Annotated in this window: 17 protein-coding genes, 1 tRNA gene and 1 pseudogene; 8 read left to right on the plus strand and 11 right to left on the minus strand. The window is 73.2% G+C overall.

Translation table 11 applies throughout. The annotated features are described in order from the left end of the window. Positions 1–92: 92 nt before the first annotated feature. The gene (locus QWM81_RS19125) at positions 93–326 is read left to right on the plus strand and encodes a chaplin (RefSeq protein ID WP_290113331.1); all 234 of its coding nucleotides are present in this window, start codon (positions 93–95) and stop codon (positions 324–326) included. A 205-nt stretch (positions 327–531) separates the two neighbouring features. Next, positions 532–1,833 carry a glycoside hydrolase family 26 protein gene (locus QWM81_RS19130; protein WP_290113332.1) on the plus strand — a complete coding sequence of 434 codons (1,302 nt, stop codon included), beginning with the start codon at positions 532–534 and terminating at the stop codon, positions 1,831–1,833. 6 nt (positions 1,834–1,839) lie between these two features. Here the strand turns inward: QWM81_RS19130 and QWM81_RS19135 are convergent, their stop codons facing one another. Genes QWM81_RS19135 through QWM81_RS19170 form a run of 8 tightly spaced genes read right to left on the minus strand, consistent with a single transcriptional unit; the run spans position 1,840 to position 11,094 of the window. Further along, the gene (locus QWM81_RS19135; protein WP_290113333.1) at positions 1,840–2,961 is read right to left on the minus strand and encodes a GNAT family N-acetyltransferase; all 1,122 of its coding nucleotides are present in this window, start codon (positions 2,959–2,961) and stop codon (positions 1,840–1,842) included. After that, a complete protein-coding gene (locus QWM81_RS19140) occupies positions 2,958–3,620 on the minus strand; it encodes a YveK family protein (RefSeq protein ID WP_290113334.1) in 663 nt (220 codons plus the stop codon). The genes QWM81_RS19135 and QWM81_RS19140 overlap by 4 nt, the downstream gene beginning before the upstream one ends. Further along, a complete protein-coding gene (locus tag QWM81_RS19145; RefSeq protein ID WP_290113336.1) occupies positions 3,617–4,720 on the minus strand; it encodes a glycosyltransferase in 1,104 nt (367 codons plus the stop codon). The genes QWM81_RS19140 and QWM81_RS19145 overlap by 4 nt, the downstream gene beginning before the upstream one ends. After that, complete coding sequence (locus QWM81_RS19150) at positions 4,717–5,472, minus strand: polysaccharide deacetylase family protein (protein WP_290113337.1); 756 nt, start codon at positions 5,470–5,472, stop codon at positions 4,717–4,719. Before QWM81_RS19150 ends, QWM81_RS19145 begins: the two co-directional genes overlap by 4 nt. Then, the gene (locus QWM81_RS19155; RefSeq protein WP_435372397.1) at positions 5,408–7,066 is read right to left on the minus strand and encodes a lipid II flippase MurJ; all 1,659 of its coding nucleotides are present in this window, start codon (positions 7,064–7,066) and stop codon (positions 5,408–5,410) included. Before QWM81_RS19155 ends, QWM81_RS19150 begins: the two co-directional genes overlap by 65 nt. Further along, complete coding sequence (locus tag QWM81_RS19160) at positions 7,059–8,504, minus strand: O-antigen ligase family protein (RefSeq protein ID WP_290113381.1); 1,446 nt, start codon at positions 8,502–8,504, stop codon at positions 7,059–7,061. The genes QWM81_RS19155 and QWM81_RS19160 overlap by 8 nt, the downstream gene beginning before the upstream one ends. Further along, positions 8,504–9,973 carry a sugar transferase gene (locus tag QWM81_RS19165; protein WP_290113339.1) on the minus strand — a complete coding sequence of 490 codons (1,470 nt, stop codon included), beginning with the start codon at positions 9,971–9,973 and terminating at the stop codon, positions 8,504–8,506. Before QWM81_RS19165 ends, QWM81_RS19160 begins: the two co-directional genes overlap by 1 nt. Then, positions 9,970–11,094, minus strand: coding sequence for a glycosyltransferase (locus tag QWM81_RS19170; protein ID WP_353938318.1), 1,125 nt, complete (start codon positions 11,092–11,094; stop codon positions 9,970–9,972). Before QWM81_RS19170 ends, QWM81_RS19165 begins: the two co-directional genes overlap by 4 nt. 639 nt (positions 11,095–11,733) lie before the next feature. Between QWM81_RS19170 and QWM81_RS19175 the strand changes: the two genes are divergently transcribed. The 5 genes from QWM81_RS19175 (at position 11,734) to QWM81_RS19195 (ending at position 14,909) form a co-directional block, all read left to right on the plus strand. Continuing rightward, positions 11,734–12,357 (plus strand): hypothetical protein, encoded by a 624-nt coding sequence (locus QWM81_RS19175; protein WP_290113343.1) that lies wholly within the window; start codon positions 11,734–11,736, stop codon positions 12,355–12,357. Positions 12,358–12,659: 302 nt separating this feature from the next. After that, complete coding sequence (locus QWM81_RS19180) at positions 12,660–12,911, plus strand: hypothetical protein (RefSeq protein ID WP_290113345.1); 252 nt, start codon at positions 12,660–12,662, stop codon at positions 12,909–12,911. Positions 12,912–13,086: 175 nt separating this feature from the next. Then, entirely contained in the window at positions 13,087–13,608 is a 522-nt protein-coding gene (locus tag QWM81_RS19185) for a hypothetical protein (protein ID WP_290113346.1), read from the plus strand. A gap of 148 nt (positions 13,609–13,756) precedes the next feature. After that, a complete protein-coding gene (locus QWM81_RS19190; RefSeq protein ID WP_290113347.1) occupies positions 13,757–14,038 on the plus strand; it encodes a chaplin in 282 nt (93 codons plus the stop codon). Between the two features lie 229 nt (positions 14,039–14,267). Further along, a complete protein-coding gene (locus QWM81_RS19195; RefSeq protein WP_290113348.1) occupies positions 14,268–14,909 on the plus strand; it encodes a vitamin K epoxide reductase family protein in 642 nt (213 codons plus the stop codon). A gap of 81 nt (positions 14,910–14,990) precedes the next feature. Here the strand turns inward: QWM81_RS19195 and QWM81_RS19200 are convergent, their stop codons facing one another. Next, on the minus strand, positions 14,991–15,143 hold the full coding sequence (locus QWM81_RS19200; RefSeq protein WP_290113349.1) for a helix-turn-helix domain-containing protein: 153 nt from the start codon (positions 15,141–15,143) through the stop codon (positions 14,991–14,993). Positions 15,144–15,429: 286 nt separating this feature from the next. Between QWM81_RS19200 and QWM81_RS19205 the strand changes: the two are divergent. Continuing rightward, positions 15,430–15,831 (plus strand): annotated as a pseudogene (locus QWM81_RS19205) (amino acid transporter); the annotation flags it as partial. 331 nt (positions 15,832–16,162) lie between these two features. On the opposite strand, the gene QWM81_RS19210 reads toward QWM81_RS19205, so the two are convergent. Beyond that, positions 16,163–16,236 (minus strand) — tRNA-Thr (locus tag QWM81_RS19210). Between the two features lie 74 nt (positions 16,237–16,310). Beyond that, the gene (locus tag QWM81_RS19215; RefSeq protein WP_290113350.1) at positions 16,311–17,843 is read right to left on the minus strand and encodes an alpha/beta hydrolase; all 1,533 of its coding nucleotides are present in this window, start codon (positions 17,841–17,843) and stop codon (positions 16,311–16,313) included. Positions 17,844–17,926: the final 83 nt, after the last annotated feature.

The following is a 17,926-nucleotide window of genomic DNA, read 5'->3' on the forward strand; positions in this document are numbered from 1 at the left end:
TCGTTGTGATTTTCGCAGCGGAAGCCGGGCCCCTCAGGCTCGTTGTCACGAAATCCGTGGCGAGACTTCCTCTGTGGAAAGGAAGCCGATCTATGAAGTGCAAGAAGGCTGCGGTAGCCGTCGCCGGTATCGTCATGGCGCTGGGTGCGGCCGCTCCCGCGGTCGCCGACGCGGAGGCCTGGGGTGCCGCCAAGAACTCCCCGGGCGTCATCTCCGGCAACGTCGTCCAGGTGCCGGTGCACGTGCCGATCAATGTGTGCGGTAACACCGTCAACGTCATCGCGCTGCTGAACCCCACCTACGGCAACGTCTGCATCAACAAGTGACGCGGCGCCGGGCCCTGCCCGCGTAACAGCCGGTCCCGGAGCGCTCCGGGACCGGCTTTTCCCTGTCCGAATGACCCAAGCGGGCGAGGTAATCCACCAACGGGCTACTGGGGGACGGACCGGCGCTCACGATCGGCCCATTAAGAATACTTTTGCTCCACGTGACGGCGAACGCGACATCCTGACGCCTGGCGAAGGAGCGGACATGGGTCATCCAAGAGGGCACCGGGGAGGAAAGAGACAGCGGACGGGCGCACGGCTCGCGGTGTTCACCGCCGGTGTGCTGGTGGCGGGCGTTGCCGTGTCCGCCCCGGGCCACGCCGCCGAACCGGCACCTCCCAGAGGCCCGGTCCCCGTCACCGGTCCGGTCGACGGAACGGCGCTGGGCGCCTATCTGGACTACGGGCCGCGAGGCATCCACCGCATGGCGGGCCTGCGCAAGTGGCTGGGCGGCACCGAACTCCGGGTGGGCCACACCTACCTGCCCGGTGACGTGTGGACCAACATCGAGGGCCGCCCCGGCTTCCTGGAGCACTGGGCACAGTGGCGGCGCGCCAAGCAGGACCGGCTCTTCGTCCTCAACGTACCCATGCTGGAGCGAAACGAGAGCCACCTGCCGGACCCGGTCGTGCGGCAGTTGCTGCGGCTCGGCGCCGACGGACGGTTCGACCGGCACTTCCGGACCCTCGCCGAACGCCTCGTGGCACTGGAGGTGCCGGACACCGTCATCGTCCTCGGCTGGGAGATGAACGGCATCACGTACTCGCACCGCTGCGGCCCCGATCCGCAGGCGTGGAAGGCGTACTGGAAGCGCATCGTCACCGCCATGCGCTCGGTGCCCGGGCAGAAGTTCCGGTTCGACTTCGCGCCCAGTCGCGGAGTGGACGCCATTCCGTGGACCGAGTGCTATCCCGGGGACGACGTCGTGGACATCATCGGGATGGACTCCTACGACCAGCCTCCGGGTGAGGACTTCGACGACCAGGTCAACCAGCCTTATGGCCTGCGCCACCACGTGGAGTTCGCCGCTGCCCACGGCAAGCCCATCTCGTACCCGGAATGGGGGCTGTTCCGCAACGGCGACAACCCCGAGTACATGCGGCGCATGCTGGAGTGGTTCGACCGGCACAAGCCGCTCTACCAGACGATCACCGACTACTGCCCGCACGGCGTGTGGCAGTGCGACGAGAACCCGAAGTCGTCGGAGGTGTTCCGTACGGTCCTCTCCGGCCGCGACGCTCCCACCGAACCGGCCCCCGAGCCGACCCCCACGCCTGAACCGGACCCGGACCCGGAGCCCGAGCCGGAACCGGAACCGGAGCCGGAGCCCGAACCGGAGCCCGAGCCGGAACCGGAACCGGAGCCGGAGCCGGAGCCGGAACCGGAGCCCGAGCCGGACCTGGAGCCTCAGCCCGAGCAGTCCGGGTGCATTCCGCTGGATCTCGGCCCCTGGATCGAGAAGTGGCTGGGCCGCAAGCTGTGCGTCCGGCTCGCCTGGCGCGAGTAGCGCACGTCATGCGCCGCCGCGCCCCGGCAGGCGCGGCAGGCGCAGCAGGCGCACCCACGCGCGGTCGCGCAGCCGGTCCGCCGCCCACCGGCGGCCGGCCGCGCATCCCGCCCGCAGCAGCATCGGCACCGCCGTGCGGCGCCGGGCCAGCAGCAGCCGCTGGTTGACGGCCGGTTCCGGGCGCCAGTGGTGCTTGTACGGCTCGGTGCCGCGCAGCATGCTGAGCGTGCCGCGGCCGCTGGCGCTGCACTCCTTGGCCCCGTTGCGCAGCAGCATGGTCGTCACGTCCACCTTGCCGGCGCGCAGGACGGGGTCCGCCCCGTACAGGTAGCAGCCCGACAGGCGCGGTGACATGAGATTGAGGTTGGCGGCGACGACCTGGCCGTCGACGCGGAACTCGGTCACCATCGCGTTCCCCGACTCGACCATGGTCCGCACCGCCCGTTCCAGGTGCTCGGCGAACCGGGTGCTGAGGTGCTCGGCCGTCACCTGGCGCCCGGCCCACTGGCGCTGGTGCAGCTCCAGCAGCCTCCGCAGCGCCACCGGCACCTCGGCGGCGGGTACGACGCGCTCCTGGATGCCCATCCGGTCGATCTTGCGCAGCTTGGAGCGGGACCGCTGCGCCCGCGACGAGGGCAGGCGGTCGACCAGCTTGTCGATGGTGAGGGCGGGCAGTTCCAGGCAGGTGGAGTCGGCGAGCCTGCGGCGCGGACCGCGCCAGTACGCGTAGACCCGCTCGGCGGCGGCCCCCGCGCGTACCTCCCGCAGGTCGATCACGGCGGTACGGGCGAGGTCGCGCAGCGCGTCGGCCAGCGCGGGGAGGGCCTCGTCGCAGGTGTCGTCGACGAGCACGTCGGAGAAGTCGGTGATCGAGCCGCCCAGGTGGGTCAGGACCGGCAGGGGCGCGCGCACCAGCCGCAGCGGCGCCGCCGCGACCAGCCGCCCGTCCTGGCGTACGAGCACGACCCGCAGGCGGCCCGGGATCCCGTACGACACCCACCAGGAGTGCAGCCACGAGTGCGCCTGGAACGGTGTGGCGGCCCCGCACCTGGCGTACAGGTCCGCCCACTCGCCCGCCAGCCGCCCGAACTCCTCGCCGTCCCGGCAGACCGTCACCTCGGTGCTCATACCGCCTCCGGCTGTGCCACCGAGGGGGAGCCCGGGCCGGGCACGGCCGCGTACCGGCCCCGTGCCGTGTCCCGGCGCGGCCGGACCAGGAGTGCCAGCCCGCCCAGCAGGCCACCCGCGCAGCCGCCGACGAGCGCGGACAGCGGCGCGGACGGCGAGACGGGGGCGGTGGGCGTGGCGGCGCGGGTGAACTGGACGACCCTCACGCCGGTGCTGTCCTGGGTGTGGGCGCCTTTCTGTACGAGGGCCCTGGCCACGCTGTCGGCCATGGCGACCGCGGTCTCGGGGCGCGGCGCCCGCGCCGTGAGGGAGATCATCGGGGCGTCGGGCGAGGTCGCGGCCTGGACGCCGGCGCGCAGGGTGCCCGCCGGAACCCCCGCCTCGACCTGGGCGTCGGCGGTGACCGCGACGTCGGTGGCGACCCGCCCGTACGCCTGTGCGAGGCCCAGCGCACCGGCCGGGTCGGACCCCTTGGCGGGTACGACCACGACGTAGCTGGTCGCCGCGTACTGCGGGGTCGCCAGCAGACCGTACGCGCCCCCCGCCGCCAGGCCCAGCAGCGCGGCGCCCGGGACGAGCAGCCGGCGGTAGGCACCCGCCCGGGTCAGTCGGGTCAGCCGGCCGATCACACGGCGTACGAGGAAGGAATGGGGGGTCATCGGTCACTCGCTTCGTAGGGGAGCTTCGTGGCTTCGTGGTAGAGGGACGTCAACTGCCGGGCGCTGTGGGCGATGTCGTAGCGGCGTACGGCGTCGGGGACCGGGAGCCGCTCACGGGGGACCGACCGCAGCGCGGCCGCCACCTCGGCCGCCGACGCGCCGATTCGCAGCGCCCCGGGTGCCTCCCCGGCCGGCAGGTCGTCGAGGGCCGGGCACGCCACGTACCGCACCGGCAGCCCGGCGGCCAGGGCCTCGACGATCGCGAGCCCGAACGCCTCCTCCGCCGACGTCGACACGAACACGTCCATGGCCGAGAGCAGCTCCGGCAGGCCCCGGGACACCGCGCCCGCCCACACCACCCGCTCCGCCGCCCCGCACTCCCGGGCGACCCGCTCCAGCCGCTCCCGCTGATCGCCCTCCCCCACCAGGAGCAGCCGCGCGCCGGGCACGTCGGCCACCGCGCGGATCAGCGTGCCGAACCGCTTGCCCGCCGCCAGCCGCCCCACCCCGCCGACGACGTACGCGTCCGGCGCCAGCCCCAGCCGCCGCCGCGCCGCCCGCCGCGCGCCCGCGTCGAAGGCGAAGCGCCCCACGTCGATGCCGTTGGGTACGACCCGGATGCGCGCCGGGCGCACGCCCCACCCGGCCAGGCGCCGCGCCACGGTGTCGGAGACGGCCACCGTCGCCGTGCCGAGCCGCTCGGTGGCGACGTACAGGGCGCGCGCCCCGGCGCTGAGCGGCCGGCCCTCGATCTGGGCGGCGCCCAGGGAGTGCTCGGTGGCGATGACCGTGCGCACCCCGGCGAGCCGGGCGGCGAGGCGCCCGTACACACAGGCCCGGTACAGGTGCGTGTGGACGAGGTCGAACCCGCCGCCCGCGATCAGCCGGGCGAGGCGGGGCAGCGCGGTCAGGTCGCGGTTGCCGCGCATGCCCAGGTGCGTGACCGGCACGCCGTCCGCGCGCAGGGCGTCCGCGACGGCACCGGGGTTGGTGAGCGTGACGACGCTGCTGTGGACCTCGCGCATATGGGGGATCAGCAGGCGCAGTTGCTGTTCCGCACCGCCGATGCCGAGGCCCGTGATGATGTGCAGGACCCTCATGACACGGGCATCGGGGCCGGGGCCAGGTCCACGGCGGCGCGCCGCAGCGCGTGCAGCCGGCGCTTGGCGTGCAGCCGCCAGCCGGTGTCGCGCTGCCCGATGTGCACGCGGGGCAGCGCGAACACACCGGCCAGCTCCGGCGGGGGGCCGACGGCGGCGCCATAGGCGTACCCGGCCTCGCGGACGGCGCGGACCGTGCGGGCGTCGAGGTGGCCGTAGGGGTAGCAGAAGCCCTCGGGGGCGGTTCCCGTGACCGTACGGAGCAGTTCCCGGCTGAGCCGGGTCTCCTCGGACAGCGCCAGGTCGGTGGCCGGGGGGAGGGAGACGTGCAGCAGACCGTGCGAGGCGACCTCCATGCCGGCGGCGGCGCAGCGGCGTACGCCGTCCTCCGTCAGCAGCGGCTTGCGCGGGCCGTCTTCGTCCCAGGCGTTGTCGCCGCCGAACCGGCCCGGCAGGACGAAGACGGTGGCCGTGCAGTCGTGGCGGCGCAGCAGCGGGACGGCGTTGTCGAGGAAGTCGGCGTACCCGTCGTCGAAGGTCAGCCCGACGAGCCCGCGAGCGTCGCCGCGCCGGGCCGCACGCAGCAGCTCCCGTACGGACACGCCGCGCAGCCCGCGGTCGCGCAGCCAGCGCAGCTGCCTGTCCAGCCGGGCGGGGGAGACGGTCACCCGGTACGGGTCGTCCGTCTCATTCGTGCGGTCGTCGATCGAGTGGTACATCGCCGTCCACAGGCGGGTGTTCCGAGTGGCCATGAGCGAGCCTTCGCGAAGCGGTACGGACGAGGGAGGGGACCACCGGCGCCCGCAGCGCGCAGGCGGCGGCGACGAACACGACGGTGACGGTGACGAGTGCGACGGGCGCCGCCGCGAGGGGCGCGCCCGCCGCCCCCGCGCACAGCCACCCCGCCGCGGTGGCGACGGCGGCGGCCGCGGTGAGCCTGGCCAGGCCGCGCACGAGGGGGCCGACGGCGAGCGGGATGCTCTGCCGGCGTACGCCGATCAGGAGCAGCGCGGCGGAGAGCGTGATGCCCAGGGCATTGGCGGCCGCGATGCCGACCGCGCCCCAGGGCCCGGCGAAGGCCAGGCCCGCCCCGGCGGTCACGGCCACGCCGGCGGTCATGACGGCGGCCGGGTACCACAGGGGCGTGGAGGCGGAGAAGTAGCAGCGGACGAGGGCGCTGACCAGTGTGTGGCCGAGCAGGCCGAGCGCGTAGATCCGCATGACGGCGGCGGTGGCGGCGGTGTCGGCGCGGTCGAACGCCCCGCGCTGGAAGAGCAGTTCGACGATCTGGGGCGCGGCGGCGATGACGGTCGCGCCACCGGCCAGCACGATCACTCCCGCCAGCAGCAGATCCCGCTCGACCCGCCGCCGGGCGGTGTCCGTGTCACCGGCCGCCATCGCCCGCGCCACCACCGGGAAGGTGACCGTGCACATCATGAGCGACAGCACCATCGGCAGCTGCGCGACCTTCTGCGCGTAGTTGAGGTGCGAGATGGCGCCGGCGGGCAGCGGCGCGGCGAGGAACCGCTCGACCAGGACCTGTGACTGGCGGGTCGCCGCGAACACGATCACGGGCGCGAGGAGGGCGACGACGAGCCCGCCCGCAGGTGCCCGCTTGCCCTCGGCCCGGGCACGTTCGCCCGTCAACTGCCGCCACAGCGACGGCGCCTGGACCAGCACCATCAGCACACCGCCCGCCGCGACCCCGGCCGCGGCCGCGCGCACCCCCCAGGCGGGCCCGAGCAGGACGACCGCCGTGAGGATGCCCATGTTGTACGCGATGTTGATCGCGGCCGGCGGCAGGAACCGGCCATGGGCGCGCAGTGCCGCGCTGCAGTACCCGGCGAGCGTGAAGGTGAGCACACAGGTCGCCGTCAGCCGGGTGCAGTCCACCGCGAGCCGCTGCTGCGGCAGGCCGGGCGCCAGCACGGGTACGAGCCAGGGCGCGGCCAGCACGAGGAGGCCGGCGGCCGCGCTCATGCCCAGGGCCGCCTTCGGAAGCGTGGCCCTGACCAGCGCCCGCACGGGGTCGTCGCCGGTCGTCCGGCGCGCGAGGGCGCTGCTGAACGCGGGGATCAGGATGAGCGCCATCCCGTCCTCGATCAGCAGCGTTGCGGCGAACTCGGGCACGGTCCAGGCGACGAGGAACGCGTCCGTGTCGGTGCCCGCGCCGAAGGTGTGGGCCAGGAGCTGGTCGCGTACCAGCCCGAGCAGGGCGCCGGCGGCGGTCAGGGCGGCGGTCAGCACGGCCGCCCTCGCGAGGAACCGGTTCGTGGGCCGCCACGCTCCGCCTCCCGGCGCGGACGGCTCGGCCACCCCCAGCGGCACGGCGCTGCCCTCACCCACGGGGCCGCACCTCCCGGTGGCGGCCGGTGTCGACGGCACAGGTGCGGTCGGGGCTCGGGCGGGCGGCGTCCGACGTGGGGACGCCCGGCCCGGCTACGCCCGCCGGGGCGGCGGCGCCCGGGGTGGCGGGCACCGGACCGGCGTCGCCCGGCGTACCGGCGCCGTGCGGGGACAGGGCCCACCAGGCCGCGAGGCCGAGGACGAGGCCCGTCAGGACGGTCGCGGGGCCGCCGATGTCCGCGTACGTGAAGTCGACGAGCTGCCAGACCAGCAGGCCCACCGCCACCAGCCCGCACTCCGCTCCCGGGAGCCGCCGCAGTCCCCGCAGCCCCCACAGCCGCCGCAGCCCGCACGCCAGCAGCGCGAGCCAGCTGCCCGCGACCGTCGCCAGGCCCAGCAGGCCCTGCTCGCCGAGGAGCAGCAGGTACATGTTGTGTGGCGACAGCAACGGCTGCCGCTGGAAGCCCGACCCCGCGCCCGCCGTGTCGCTGCCCGACGACAGGGCGAGCGAGGCGTGGCCGTCCCGGTACTGGGGGAAGCCCTTGAGTCCCACGCCGGTCAGCGGCTCGGCGCGCCACATCGACGCCGCCGCGGCCCACATGGTGTACCGGTCGGTGACCGACTGGTCGGGGGCGGCCGTGACCTGGGAAATGCTCGCCACCCGCTCCTCCACCATCCTGGACCCGACGCCGAGCCCCGCGACCAGCACGACGCCGACCGCCCCGGCGGCCAGTCCCGCCCACACCGCGCGCCGCAGCCCGGACAGGGCGAGGAGCACCCCGCAGGCCACCACCGTCGCGATCCAGGCGCCCCTGCTGAAGGACACCACCAGCGGGACCGCGAGCAGCCCGGCGCAGCAGACCGCCACCGCCCTGGCCCTCCCGGCCGTCCCGAGCGCCATGCCCACGGCGGCCACCAGCCCGAACGCGACGACCGCCGCCATGCCCAGCACATCGGTGGCCCCGAACGTCCCCACCGCCCGTACGTCCTCGCCCTGGTACGAGGCGCCCGTCCCGGTCAGGTACTGCACGACCCCGACCGCCCCCTGCACCAGGGCCAGGCCGATCACCGCCCAGGCGACCAGGGCGAAGTCGCGCCGGTCCCGTACCAGCAGCACCACGGCGGCGGGTACGAGGACGAAGACCTGGAGGTAACGGGCGACGCCCGGCAGGCTCGACGCCGGATCGTTCGACGCGACGGCGGCGGCACAGACACCCAGCACCGGCAGCCCGAGCACGACGGCCGCCGTCCGCGACAGCGGCCGCGCCCGGGCCCGGTCGCGGTCCCGCACCAGCCGTACGACGCAGAAGGCGACCAGCACGGCCGACGCGGCGTCCGCCACCGTGCCGGTCCCCTGCTCGCCCCGCGGCGGCGGCACCAAGAGCAGCGCGACGACCGCCAGCAGCGGCACCAGGGGCGCCCAGCGCGGAACCGCCATCAGCTGCCCGCCGGGCGGATCAGCGAGGCCGCCGTACGCAGCAGGATGCACACGTCCTGCCAGAGCGACCAGTGGTCGATGTAGTGGTTGTCGAAGCGGCACCGGTCCTCGATGGAGGTGTCACCGCGCAGCCCGTGCACCTGCGCGAGCCCGGTCAGCCCCACGGGCATGCGGTGCCGCGCCGCGTAACCGGGGTGGAGGCGGCTGAACTTGGCGACGAAGTACGGGCGTTCGGGACGCGGGCCGACCAGGCTCATGTCGCCGCGCAGCACGTTCCACAGCTGCGGCAGCTCGTCGAGCGAGGTGCGGCGCAGGAAGGTGCCGACCGCGCTCATCCGCTCGTCGTGGGCGACGCTCCAGCGGGTCGCCGCCTCCTCGTCGTCGGCGGGGCGCAGCGTACGGAACTTCAGCAGCGTGAACAGCCGCCCGTCCTGGCCGACGCGCTGCTGCCGGAAGATCACGCCCGGACCGTCCGACAGCCGGATCGCGGCCGCGCACAGCACCAGCAGCGGGCAGAGGGCGGCGAGCATCAGGCCGGCGACGGCGACGTCGAGGACCCGCTTGGACAGCCGCCCCCGGTGGGCGGGCGCCGGGTCCAGCCGCCGCCACTCGTGGCCCCACAGGTGCTGGCTCATCGGCGTACGTCCGCCGTCGCCGCCGCCGACCAGCCAGCTCGCGCAGCCGTAGTGGCTGAACAGCGTGACCAGCTCGGCCTGCTCGCTGCCCAGGAACACCGCGTCGCGCACGCCGTTCTGGATGACGGCCCGGTGGATCTCCTCGGTGGTCGTCAGAACGGGCAGTGACGATTCGCCCGGTACCCGGTGGCCGCTGACGACGCCGACCGGCCGGATGCCGTACTCCGGGTGCCCGGCCAGCGTGCCGGCCAGCCGGTGCGCCTCCGGCACGGGGCCGACGACGAGCGCGGACCTCGGGTGGGCGCGCGCGGCGGCGCGGCGCCTGTGGTGCAGCACGGCACGGCACGCGCAGACGAAGGCGAGGTGGACGCCGTACGCGGTCACCAGCGCCGCCGGGCCGATGGCGCGCGGCGGGGACTGCGCGGCCAGCAGGGCGGCGGCCGCGCACCAGGCGAGGGCGGCACGCCCGGCGAGGGCGGGCAGTTCGTCGAGTACGGAGGCGATGGCGCCGGGCCGGTAGAGGCCCGCGTACGCGTTGAGCGCGGCCAGGCACGCGGTGAGCTGCATGAGCAGGCCGGCGCCGCGCTGCTCGTCGGTGAGCACCAGCGCGCCGAGCAGGACGGCGACGCAGTCGGCGGCGACCAGCGAGGAGGTGAAGGGGGCGACGGGCGCGGGGCGGCGCGGCGGCAGGGCCACCCGGTCGGCCGGCCCGCGCGGCGGGGCCAGGTGCGGTGCCGCGGCGACTCCCTCCGTGGCCAGCGTGGCTTCCGTGGCTTCCGTGGCGTGGACGCGGTCCGCGGTCGGGGTGTTGGCAGCGGTGCTTTCCGTGGTCACTGGGAGACCGGCTCCCTGAGCTCACCGCGCGGCGCGGTGGCCACCTCGCGGTACACGTCCGCGAGGGCCGCGCCCGCGCGCCGCACGTCGAATCGCTGGAGTACGTGCTGCCGGGCCTGCCGGCCCAGTGCCTGCCGCAGGATGGGCCGCCGCAGCAGCCCGGCGAGGGCCGCGGCCAGCGCGGCCGGGTCGTCGGGGCGGACCAGGCAGTGCGCCGCGTGGCCCGGCGGCAGGCTCTCGCGGGCGCCGTCCACGTCGGTGAGGAGGACCGGGCGGCCGCCGGCCATGGCTTCGAGGGGCGCCAGGGCCAGCCCTTCCCAGCGGGACGGCAGGACGACCAGGTCGGCGGCCCGGTACCAGGGCGCCGTGTCGGCGACGGCACCCGCGAAGGTGACCGACCGGGGCGCGGCGGCACGCAGCGCGGGGGCGGAGGGTCCGTCGCCGACGAGGGCGAGCCGGGCGTGCGGTACGCGGTCGAGGACGGCGGGCCACGCCTGGAGGAGCGTGTCCTGGCCCTTCTGGCGGCACAGCCGTCCCACGCACACCACGAGCGGCGCGGCGGCGGGCAGCGCGAGCGCGGCGCGGGCGGCCGCCCGGTCCATCCCGGTGGCGAACCGGGCGACGTCGACGCCGTTGTGGATGACGGCCCAGGCGGCCCGTACCCCGGCGTGCTCACCGCGCCGCCGCTCCGCCTCGCTGACGCAGACGACGCGGTCGGTCCAGCGGGCGGCGGCCCAGCGCTCCCAGCGCCGGGCGAGCGCCCCGGTCACCCCGCCGACCGCCTCGAAGGACCAGGCGTGCGGCTGGTACACGGTCGGAACGCGGCCGCGTACGGCGATACGGGCGGCCAGCCCGGCCTTCGCGCTGTGCGCGTGCACCAGGTCGGGGCGTACGAGATCGACGAGCTCGGCGATCCTGCGGCTCTCGGCCACCAGCCGCCGCCCCGGTTCGCGGCCGGCCCGCCACGGGTGCACCTCGGCGCCGAGGCCGCGCACCGCCGCCGCCAGCGGCGTACCCGGCGGGCAGGCGACGGCCACCCGCATCCCCAGGGCCAGGTGCGCCCCCACCACGTCGGTGACCACACGGGCCACCCCGCCGTCACCGGGCTGGACAACATGCAATGCGGTGAGTGGGCGACGCACGCGTGACCCTTTCTTCGAAGCCTTCTACGACGTGGGTGGCAGTGAGGGGTCGGCGCTCTTCGGCGCGCGGCGGACGTCAGCGGCGCGCCGGACCGCGCCGCACGGCAAGAACCTCTGAATTCCCCATACGGGTTCTCCACTGTGACGATTGAGGACCGCGAAAAAGGGTTCCCGCTGGGACGGAGCGGAAGCAGCGGGAAGAACGTTATAGCTCAACAAACACGACCCGAAGCAAGGGAAACACCGGCGGGCCAACTTCCTGATTTTCAGGTCGCGTTAGCCGGTGCGGCGTGTCGCGCACGACCAATTCACGCGGTGGGTTCACCCGTTCGGTGGCGCAGGGGCTGTCCACGCCGGCGATCCTGGTGCCCTGGTGTCGGCCGGGATGCGGAAAGGCAGGTGACCATCCCTGGGCCGCAACAAATACGGGGCGGACCACCCTGTCGGCGGCGCCCGGAAAACACCCGGGGAGCGGCCACGATGTCCTTTCCGGGGCAGGTCAGGCGGTTGCATTCACCCATGGGGCCGAATCACACTCGCGCCGCATGCGTTTGCGGGCCGCGCGGGCGGGACTCACGGTGATGTCACATTCTCGACGCGTCACTGGAAGGACAAGGAATGCGTCTCCTGACACCCCGCCGCGTGGCGGTCACCGCGATCTGCGCCGCGCTCACGCTCGGTACGGCGGGACCGGCCCTCGCCCACTCCCACCACCCGCTGCCGCAGTCCACCGGCGCCGTCGACGCGGAGGCCAGGGCGCCCCAGGACATCGGCGACATCCTCAGTTCGCTCACCAGTCTCCTCGGCGGCGTCGTCACCACCGTCCTGGGCACGAACAGCAACCAGGCTGCCCCCGCCGGCAACCTGAACAGCGCGCAGATGACGGACCTCACCGCCGCCATCGAGGCCCTGAAGAAGGCGGCCGCCGAAGCGGAAGAGGAAGAGGAAGACGCCAGCACGCCCACCACCACTCCCACCACGGTGACCGGCGGCGGCTCCATGGCCGGGACGGACGCGGACATGGAGGAGGCGCTCGCCGACATGCAGGAGGCGGTCACCGAGCTCGTCGCGGCCACCTCGAAGAAGCAGGCGTCCGCCGACGCGTCGCGCATCCAGGCGGCGGTGAAGAACCTGGTCGACACGGTCATGCGCGATGTCACGAAGATGGCCGAGACGCCCACGACGGGGATGACCACCCTTCCGGCCCCCACGACCGCCGAGACGCCCCTCACCGGCGTCTGAGCAACCCGCGTCCGAGCAGGCCCGCGGGCCCCGAAGGCCCCCGGCGCACACCCTGACGGCCGTGCCGCCTCAGCTTCCCCGGCTGAGCCGGCACGGCCGCCTGCTTTTCTCCGTCACGCTGATCTGGAAATAGGACCGCTTCTCATCGTTCGAGTGCAGTGGCGAGAATTCCCCTCTCATGGAGTTTCCCCCGAGCGGAGGGCTCGTTACAGATGACAGAGCGCCGCACAGGTGATCCAAGTGGCCTGTCGCGTGCGCGAGTTGCAGCGAACAGACGCCATTCCAGGAAGGACTCACTCCCCATGAAGCCCACAAAGGTTGCCGCGGTCGTCGCCGGTTCCGTGATGGCTCTGGGCGCGGCCGCCCCGGCCTTTGCCGCCGAGACCCTTACCCCTTCCGGCCTGAACGGAGCGGTTGAACCGTTCGGCAAGCCCCGCCTCACCGAAGCGGTTCCCACCGAAGCGGTGACCAAGGCGACGACCGACGGCAAGGTCGTCAACAAGGTCAAGGACGCCGCGAAGCCGCTGCTGGGCGGAGTGCCGCTGGGCAAGTAGTCGCCGTACGCGGCGCTGCCGGGGCCGGCTGGGAAGATGGGTTCCTGTCGGCCTTTTGGCATGCCCTGCTGGGACGTTGCTGCAACCGGGCGAATGCTGAGTCGTTTCCCGGCGCGTGCTCGTTCTTTTGGTCAGCACCATACTCACAAGCAAACTTGGGAAGGCGCACGCAGCTATGAACCTGAAATCTCAGGCCCGCGTGGGGATTGTCGTCACCTCCCTCGCATCGGCGGTGATGGCGACCCCCGCAGCGGCGGCCACCGCGCCGGTGGCACCGGTGGACGTGCCGCTGCACGGCCTGCGCGCCGTACTCCCCATGGAGCCGCCGACGCTGCGTACCGGTGTGCCCCTCCCCATGCCGGGAGGGCCGATGGGTCTCACCGGCCACGGGGAGGGCACGTTGCAGCCGCTGCTCCTGCCGCAATTCCCCGTGACGGCCGGGCTCCCCGAGACGCTGGTCAGCGCCTCGCTGCCGGACGTCGTGGAAAGCCAGCCGTTGAGCCGCGCGCTGGTCTCGGCGCCCGCCTCCGACGCGCGGGCCATCACGCCCGGAGCGGTACTGGGCATCCCGCTCACGCTGCCGCGGGCCGAGACGCGCGGCCTGCCGGGCGTCGAGCTGCCGAGGGCCGGCGTTCTGACGCCGGCCGTCACCGCGGGGCTGGAGACGACCCTCGGACTGGCGCGGTCCGAGCCCTGATCCCCTGCTCTTCCACCGCCTCCCCCGCCCCCTCGGGCGGGGAACGCGCCATTGGAGTGGCACGCCGTTACCCCGGCCCGAAGAGCGGCGTTATAGGGCAGTGACAACCGCAGGTCCGCGGTCGATTTCCACGTACAAGGAGATACTGATGTCTCGCATCGCGAAGGCTGCCGCCGTTATGGCCGGCACGAGCGCCGTCGCCCTGAGCGGAGCCGGCATGGCGGTCGCCGACGCCGACGCCCAAGCCGCGGCCGCTCACTCCCCCGGTGTCATCTCGGGCAACGTCGTCCAGGTGCCGATCGAGATTCCGGTCAACTTCTGCGGCAACACCATCGACGTCATCGGTCTGCTGAACCCGACGTTCGGCAACAAGTGCGCGAACGTCGATCACAAGGACCACAAGAACCACAAGGACGGCTACGGCGGCTGAGTTCTGGCCACCCGTACGGCCCCCCGGCTCACCGGCCGGGGGGCCGTTCCGTGTCCCTACCGGTGGATACGGTGGTGGTCGGCGGCGTCCGCCGGGGTGACGTGACCTGGCGCTGCCTGGTGCCGGTGCGCAGGGTGCACGCCTGACACATTCGCGGCCCTATCCCTCGTTTTCGTGAAGAAAACAGGGAAAACCGCGACGAAAGGATTCGGCGTGTAACGTCCCCGCCATGACGATGACGAGCGTGCAGGACGAGGTGTCCCACGACCGCGATGAGGACGCCGCGCACGGCACGGGCACGGGTGCGAGCCGGGCGTTCGCGTGGATGCTGGTGGTCACCGGCGCGGCGGGGCTGCTCGCGGCGTGGGTGATCACGCTGGACAAGTTCAAGCTGCTGGAGGACCCGAACTTCACGCCGGGCTGCAGCCTGAACCCGGTGGTGTCGTGCGGCAACATCATGAAGAGCGAGCAGGCCTCGGCCTTCGGCTTCCCCAACCCGATGCTGGGCCTGGTCACCTACGGCATGGTGATCGCCATCGGGGCGGGGCTGCTGGCCGGCGCCCGCTACCGCCGCTGGTACTGGCTCGGCCTGAACGCCGGCACGCTCTTCGGCACCGGGTTCTGCATGTGGCTGATGTATGAGTCGCTGTACGAGATCAACTCGCTGTGCCTGTGGTGCTCCCTGGCGTGGGCCGCGACGATCGTCATGTTCTGGTACGTCACCTCCCACAACGTACGCAACGACATCCTCCCGGCCCCCCGCGCGCTGCGCGGCTTCCTCGACGAGTTCACCTGGGTGCTGCCGGTCCTGCACATCGGGATCATCGGCATGCTGATCCTCACCCGCTGGTGGGACTTCTGGACCAGCTGAGGCCCGGGCGGGCTCACCGCCGGTACAGCCGCACCGCCCGGGTCTGCTGCGTCACGGTCTGCCGCCTCACGGTCTGCTGCGTCAGGGGTCAGCCGCTTCGGGCGGGAGCCGCAGTTGCAGCATCGCCAGGAGGCGCTGCCGGGGCTGGGCGAAGTCCAGCCCGGTGAGCTCCTGCGCGCGCCGGATCCGGTAGCGCAGGGTGTTGCGGTGGATGTGCAACCGCGCGGCCGCCACGGGAATGTTGCGGTGTGGCGACCCGCGCGGCGCCCAGCAGCACTTCCTCCGAGCGCGGGGTGAGCGGCTGGGAGCCTTCCTGGACCCAGATGGTGCCCAGCGGCCGGGCCCCGGCTCGGATGGCGACCGCCAGTCGGCGCCGGATGCTCATCGACGGCGATCACCGTGTCGCAGGTCCGCAGGTGCTCGAAGGCCCCCCACTCGCGCAGCCTGGAGAGGTACGCCTCCGGGCTCTGCCAGCCCAGGATGGACAGCCGCCGCAGATCGTCCACCTCTCCGGTGCGGCGGGCTGCCCGCGGTCGCGGTCAACTACCGGTGGCCCGACGCCGTCTTCCTGTTCCTCCTGAACTCCTCGGGTGCGGTCGCACTGTTCGTCTGGCTGGTCGTCTGCTTCACCCAACTGCGCATGCGCGGAATCCTGCTACGCGAGTCGCCGGACAAGCTGGTCGTGCGGATGTGGCTCTTCCCGTACCTGACGTGGGCCACCATCGGCATGATTTCCTTCGTGCTGGTCTACATGCTCACCGACGACGCCGGCCGCGAACGGGTCATCCTGTCCGGACTGGTGGCGGCGCTGGTCGTGGCCATCTCGGTGGTACGTGACCGGCTCCGCACCGGTACGCGGGACGATGTCACGACCGACTCGGTCAGCCCGGTCGGCTCGGTCGGCTCGATCTCGAAGCCGTAGCACGCGGGCCGTACCGCTCGGTCCCGTCCTCGCCCAGAAAGGGCCCGAGCGGTACGGGTCCAGGCTCTCCGCAGCTCAGGAAGGGCAAGTGTTGGCGGCGACAGTATGGCTTGCAGTACGCCGACGCTCGCATGGAGAGAGCCGTTGGACCTCGCCGCCCAGCGCCTCGGCGATCGCCTCGAACTCGGCGAGGGGCCCTGCACAGCCGATCCCGCTCCGCTCACGCATTCGCTCACGCAAGCCATCTCGCGGCACCCCGGCCGTGTGACGCGTCATGCCCCGAGCAAGGAAAAACCCCAGGTCACGGCGAGTGAGTCCTGGGGTTTCTCTGAGCCGCCTTCGGGATTCGAACCCGAGACCTACGCATTACGAGTGCGTTGCTCTGGCCAACTGAGCTAAGGCGGCATGCCGTGCGATTCCCTCGCGGGTGCAGCGGCGGGCACAAGTCTACACAGGTCCGGAGGGTGCATCGCACACGCTCAGCGGCAGCGCTTGCCGGTGGGTGGGACCGTGCCGTCCACCAGGTAGGCGTTGATCGCGGTGTCGATGCAGTCGCTGCCGCGCCCGTACGCGGTGTGGCCGTCGCCGTCGTAGGTCAGCAGGGTGCCGGAGGCGAGCTGGGCCGCGAGGGAGCGGGCCCACTTGTAGGGGGTTGCCGGGTCGCGGGTGGTGCCGACCACGACGATCGGGGGTGCCCCGGCCGCCTCGATGCGGTGTGGGCTACCGGTGGCCTTGGCGGGCCAGTACGCGCAGCTCAGGGAGGCCCACGCCAAGCCCTCACCGAAGAGCGGGGAGGCCTTCTCGAAGGACGGAACAGCGGCGGCCACCTGCTTGGGGGTGGTGAAGGCGGGCGGCTGGTCCAGGCAGTTCACGGCGGCGTTGGCGAACATCAGGTTCGAGTACGTGCCGTCGCTCTCACGCTCGTAGTAGCTGTCGGCCAGGGCCAGCAGGCCGGAGCCCTCGCCGCCCATCGCGCGCGTCAGAGCCTCGCGCAGTTGTGGCCAGGCGGACTCGTCGTACATGGCGGAGATCACACCCGTGGTCGCCAGCGACTCGCCCAGCTCGCGGTCCTCGCCCGCCGGGATGGGATCGGCGTCGAGCCGGTCGAAGAACGCCCGGAGGAGGGCGGTGGCGCGGGCGGGCGACTCCGTGCCGAGCGGGCAGTCCGGCTGCTTGACGCAGTCGGCCGCGAAGGACCGGAAGGCCGTCTCGAAGCCGGCCGTCTGGTCGCGGTTCAGCTCGGCGGTCGGCAGGGACGGGTCCATCGCCCCGTCCAGGACGAGCCGACCGGTGCGGGACGGGAAGAGCTCGGCGTACGTCGCTCCCAGGAACGTGCCGTACGAGGCGCCGACGTACGTCAGCCTCGCGTCGCCCAGCACCGCGCGCAGGATGTCCATGTCCCGCGCCGCCTCGACCGTCGAGACGTGCGGCAGGATCCTGCCGGAGCGCTTCGCGCAGCCGGCGGCGAAGTTCCTGAACGAGGTTGCCAGACGCTCGGTCTCGCCCGGGTCGTCGGGGGTCTGGTCGACCTGCGTGTACGCGTCCATCTGCGGGCCGTCGAGGCACTGCACGGGCTCGCTGCGGGCCACGCCGCGCGGGTCGATGGCGACCATGTCGTAGCGGGCGCGGACGGGGGCGGGGTAGCCGACGCCCGCGTACCCCTGGAGGTAGCCGATGGCCGAGCCGCCCGGGCCGCCCGGGTTCACCAGCAGCGAGCCGATGCGCTTGCCGGGGCCGGTGGCCTTGATCCGGGACACCGCCAGCTTCACTTGCGCGCCGCGCGGCTTGGCGTAGTCGAGCGGGGCACGCATGGTGGCGCACTCGAATTCGGGGGCGCCGCACGCCCGCCAGGCGAGGCGCTGGCCGTAGTACGCCTTGAGATCCTCGGTCGACGCGGTGGTGGCCGACGCGGATGCGGGAGGCGCCGTGCTCCCGTCGGTGCAGCCGGCCAGGAGCAGGCCGAACGCCGCGAGGGCGACGGCGGACGTACGGAGGAGACGACTCGAGTCCATGCCCGGAGCGTAACCGGGACCTGACGATTCGTGCCTGCCCGTACCCGTATGGGTGATCCGTCGCGTGGGCTGCGGAGCCCCTG

Origin of the sequence: Streptomyces ficellus (assembly GCF_030406405.1) — a bacterium.
GTDB lineage: Bacteria > Actinomycetota > Actinomycetes > Streptomycetales > Streptomycetaceae > Streptomyces > Streptomyces ficellus_B.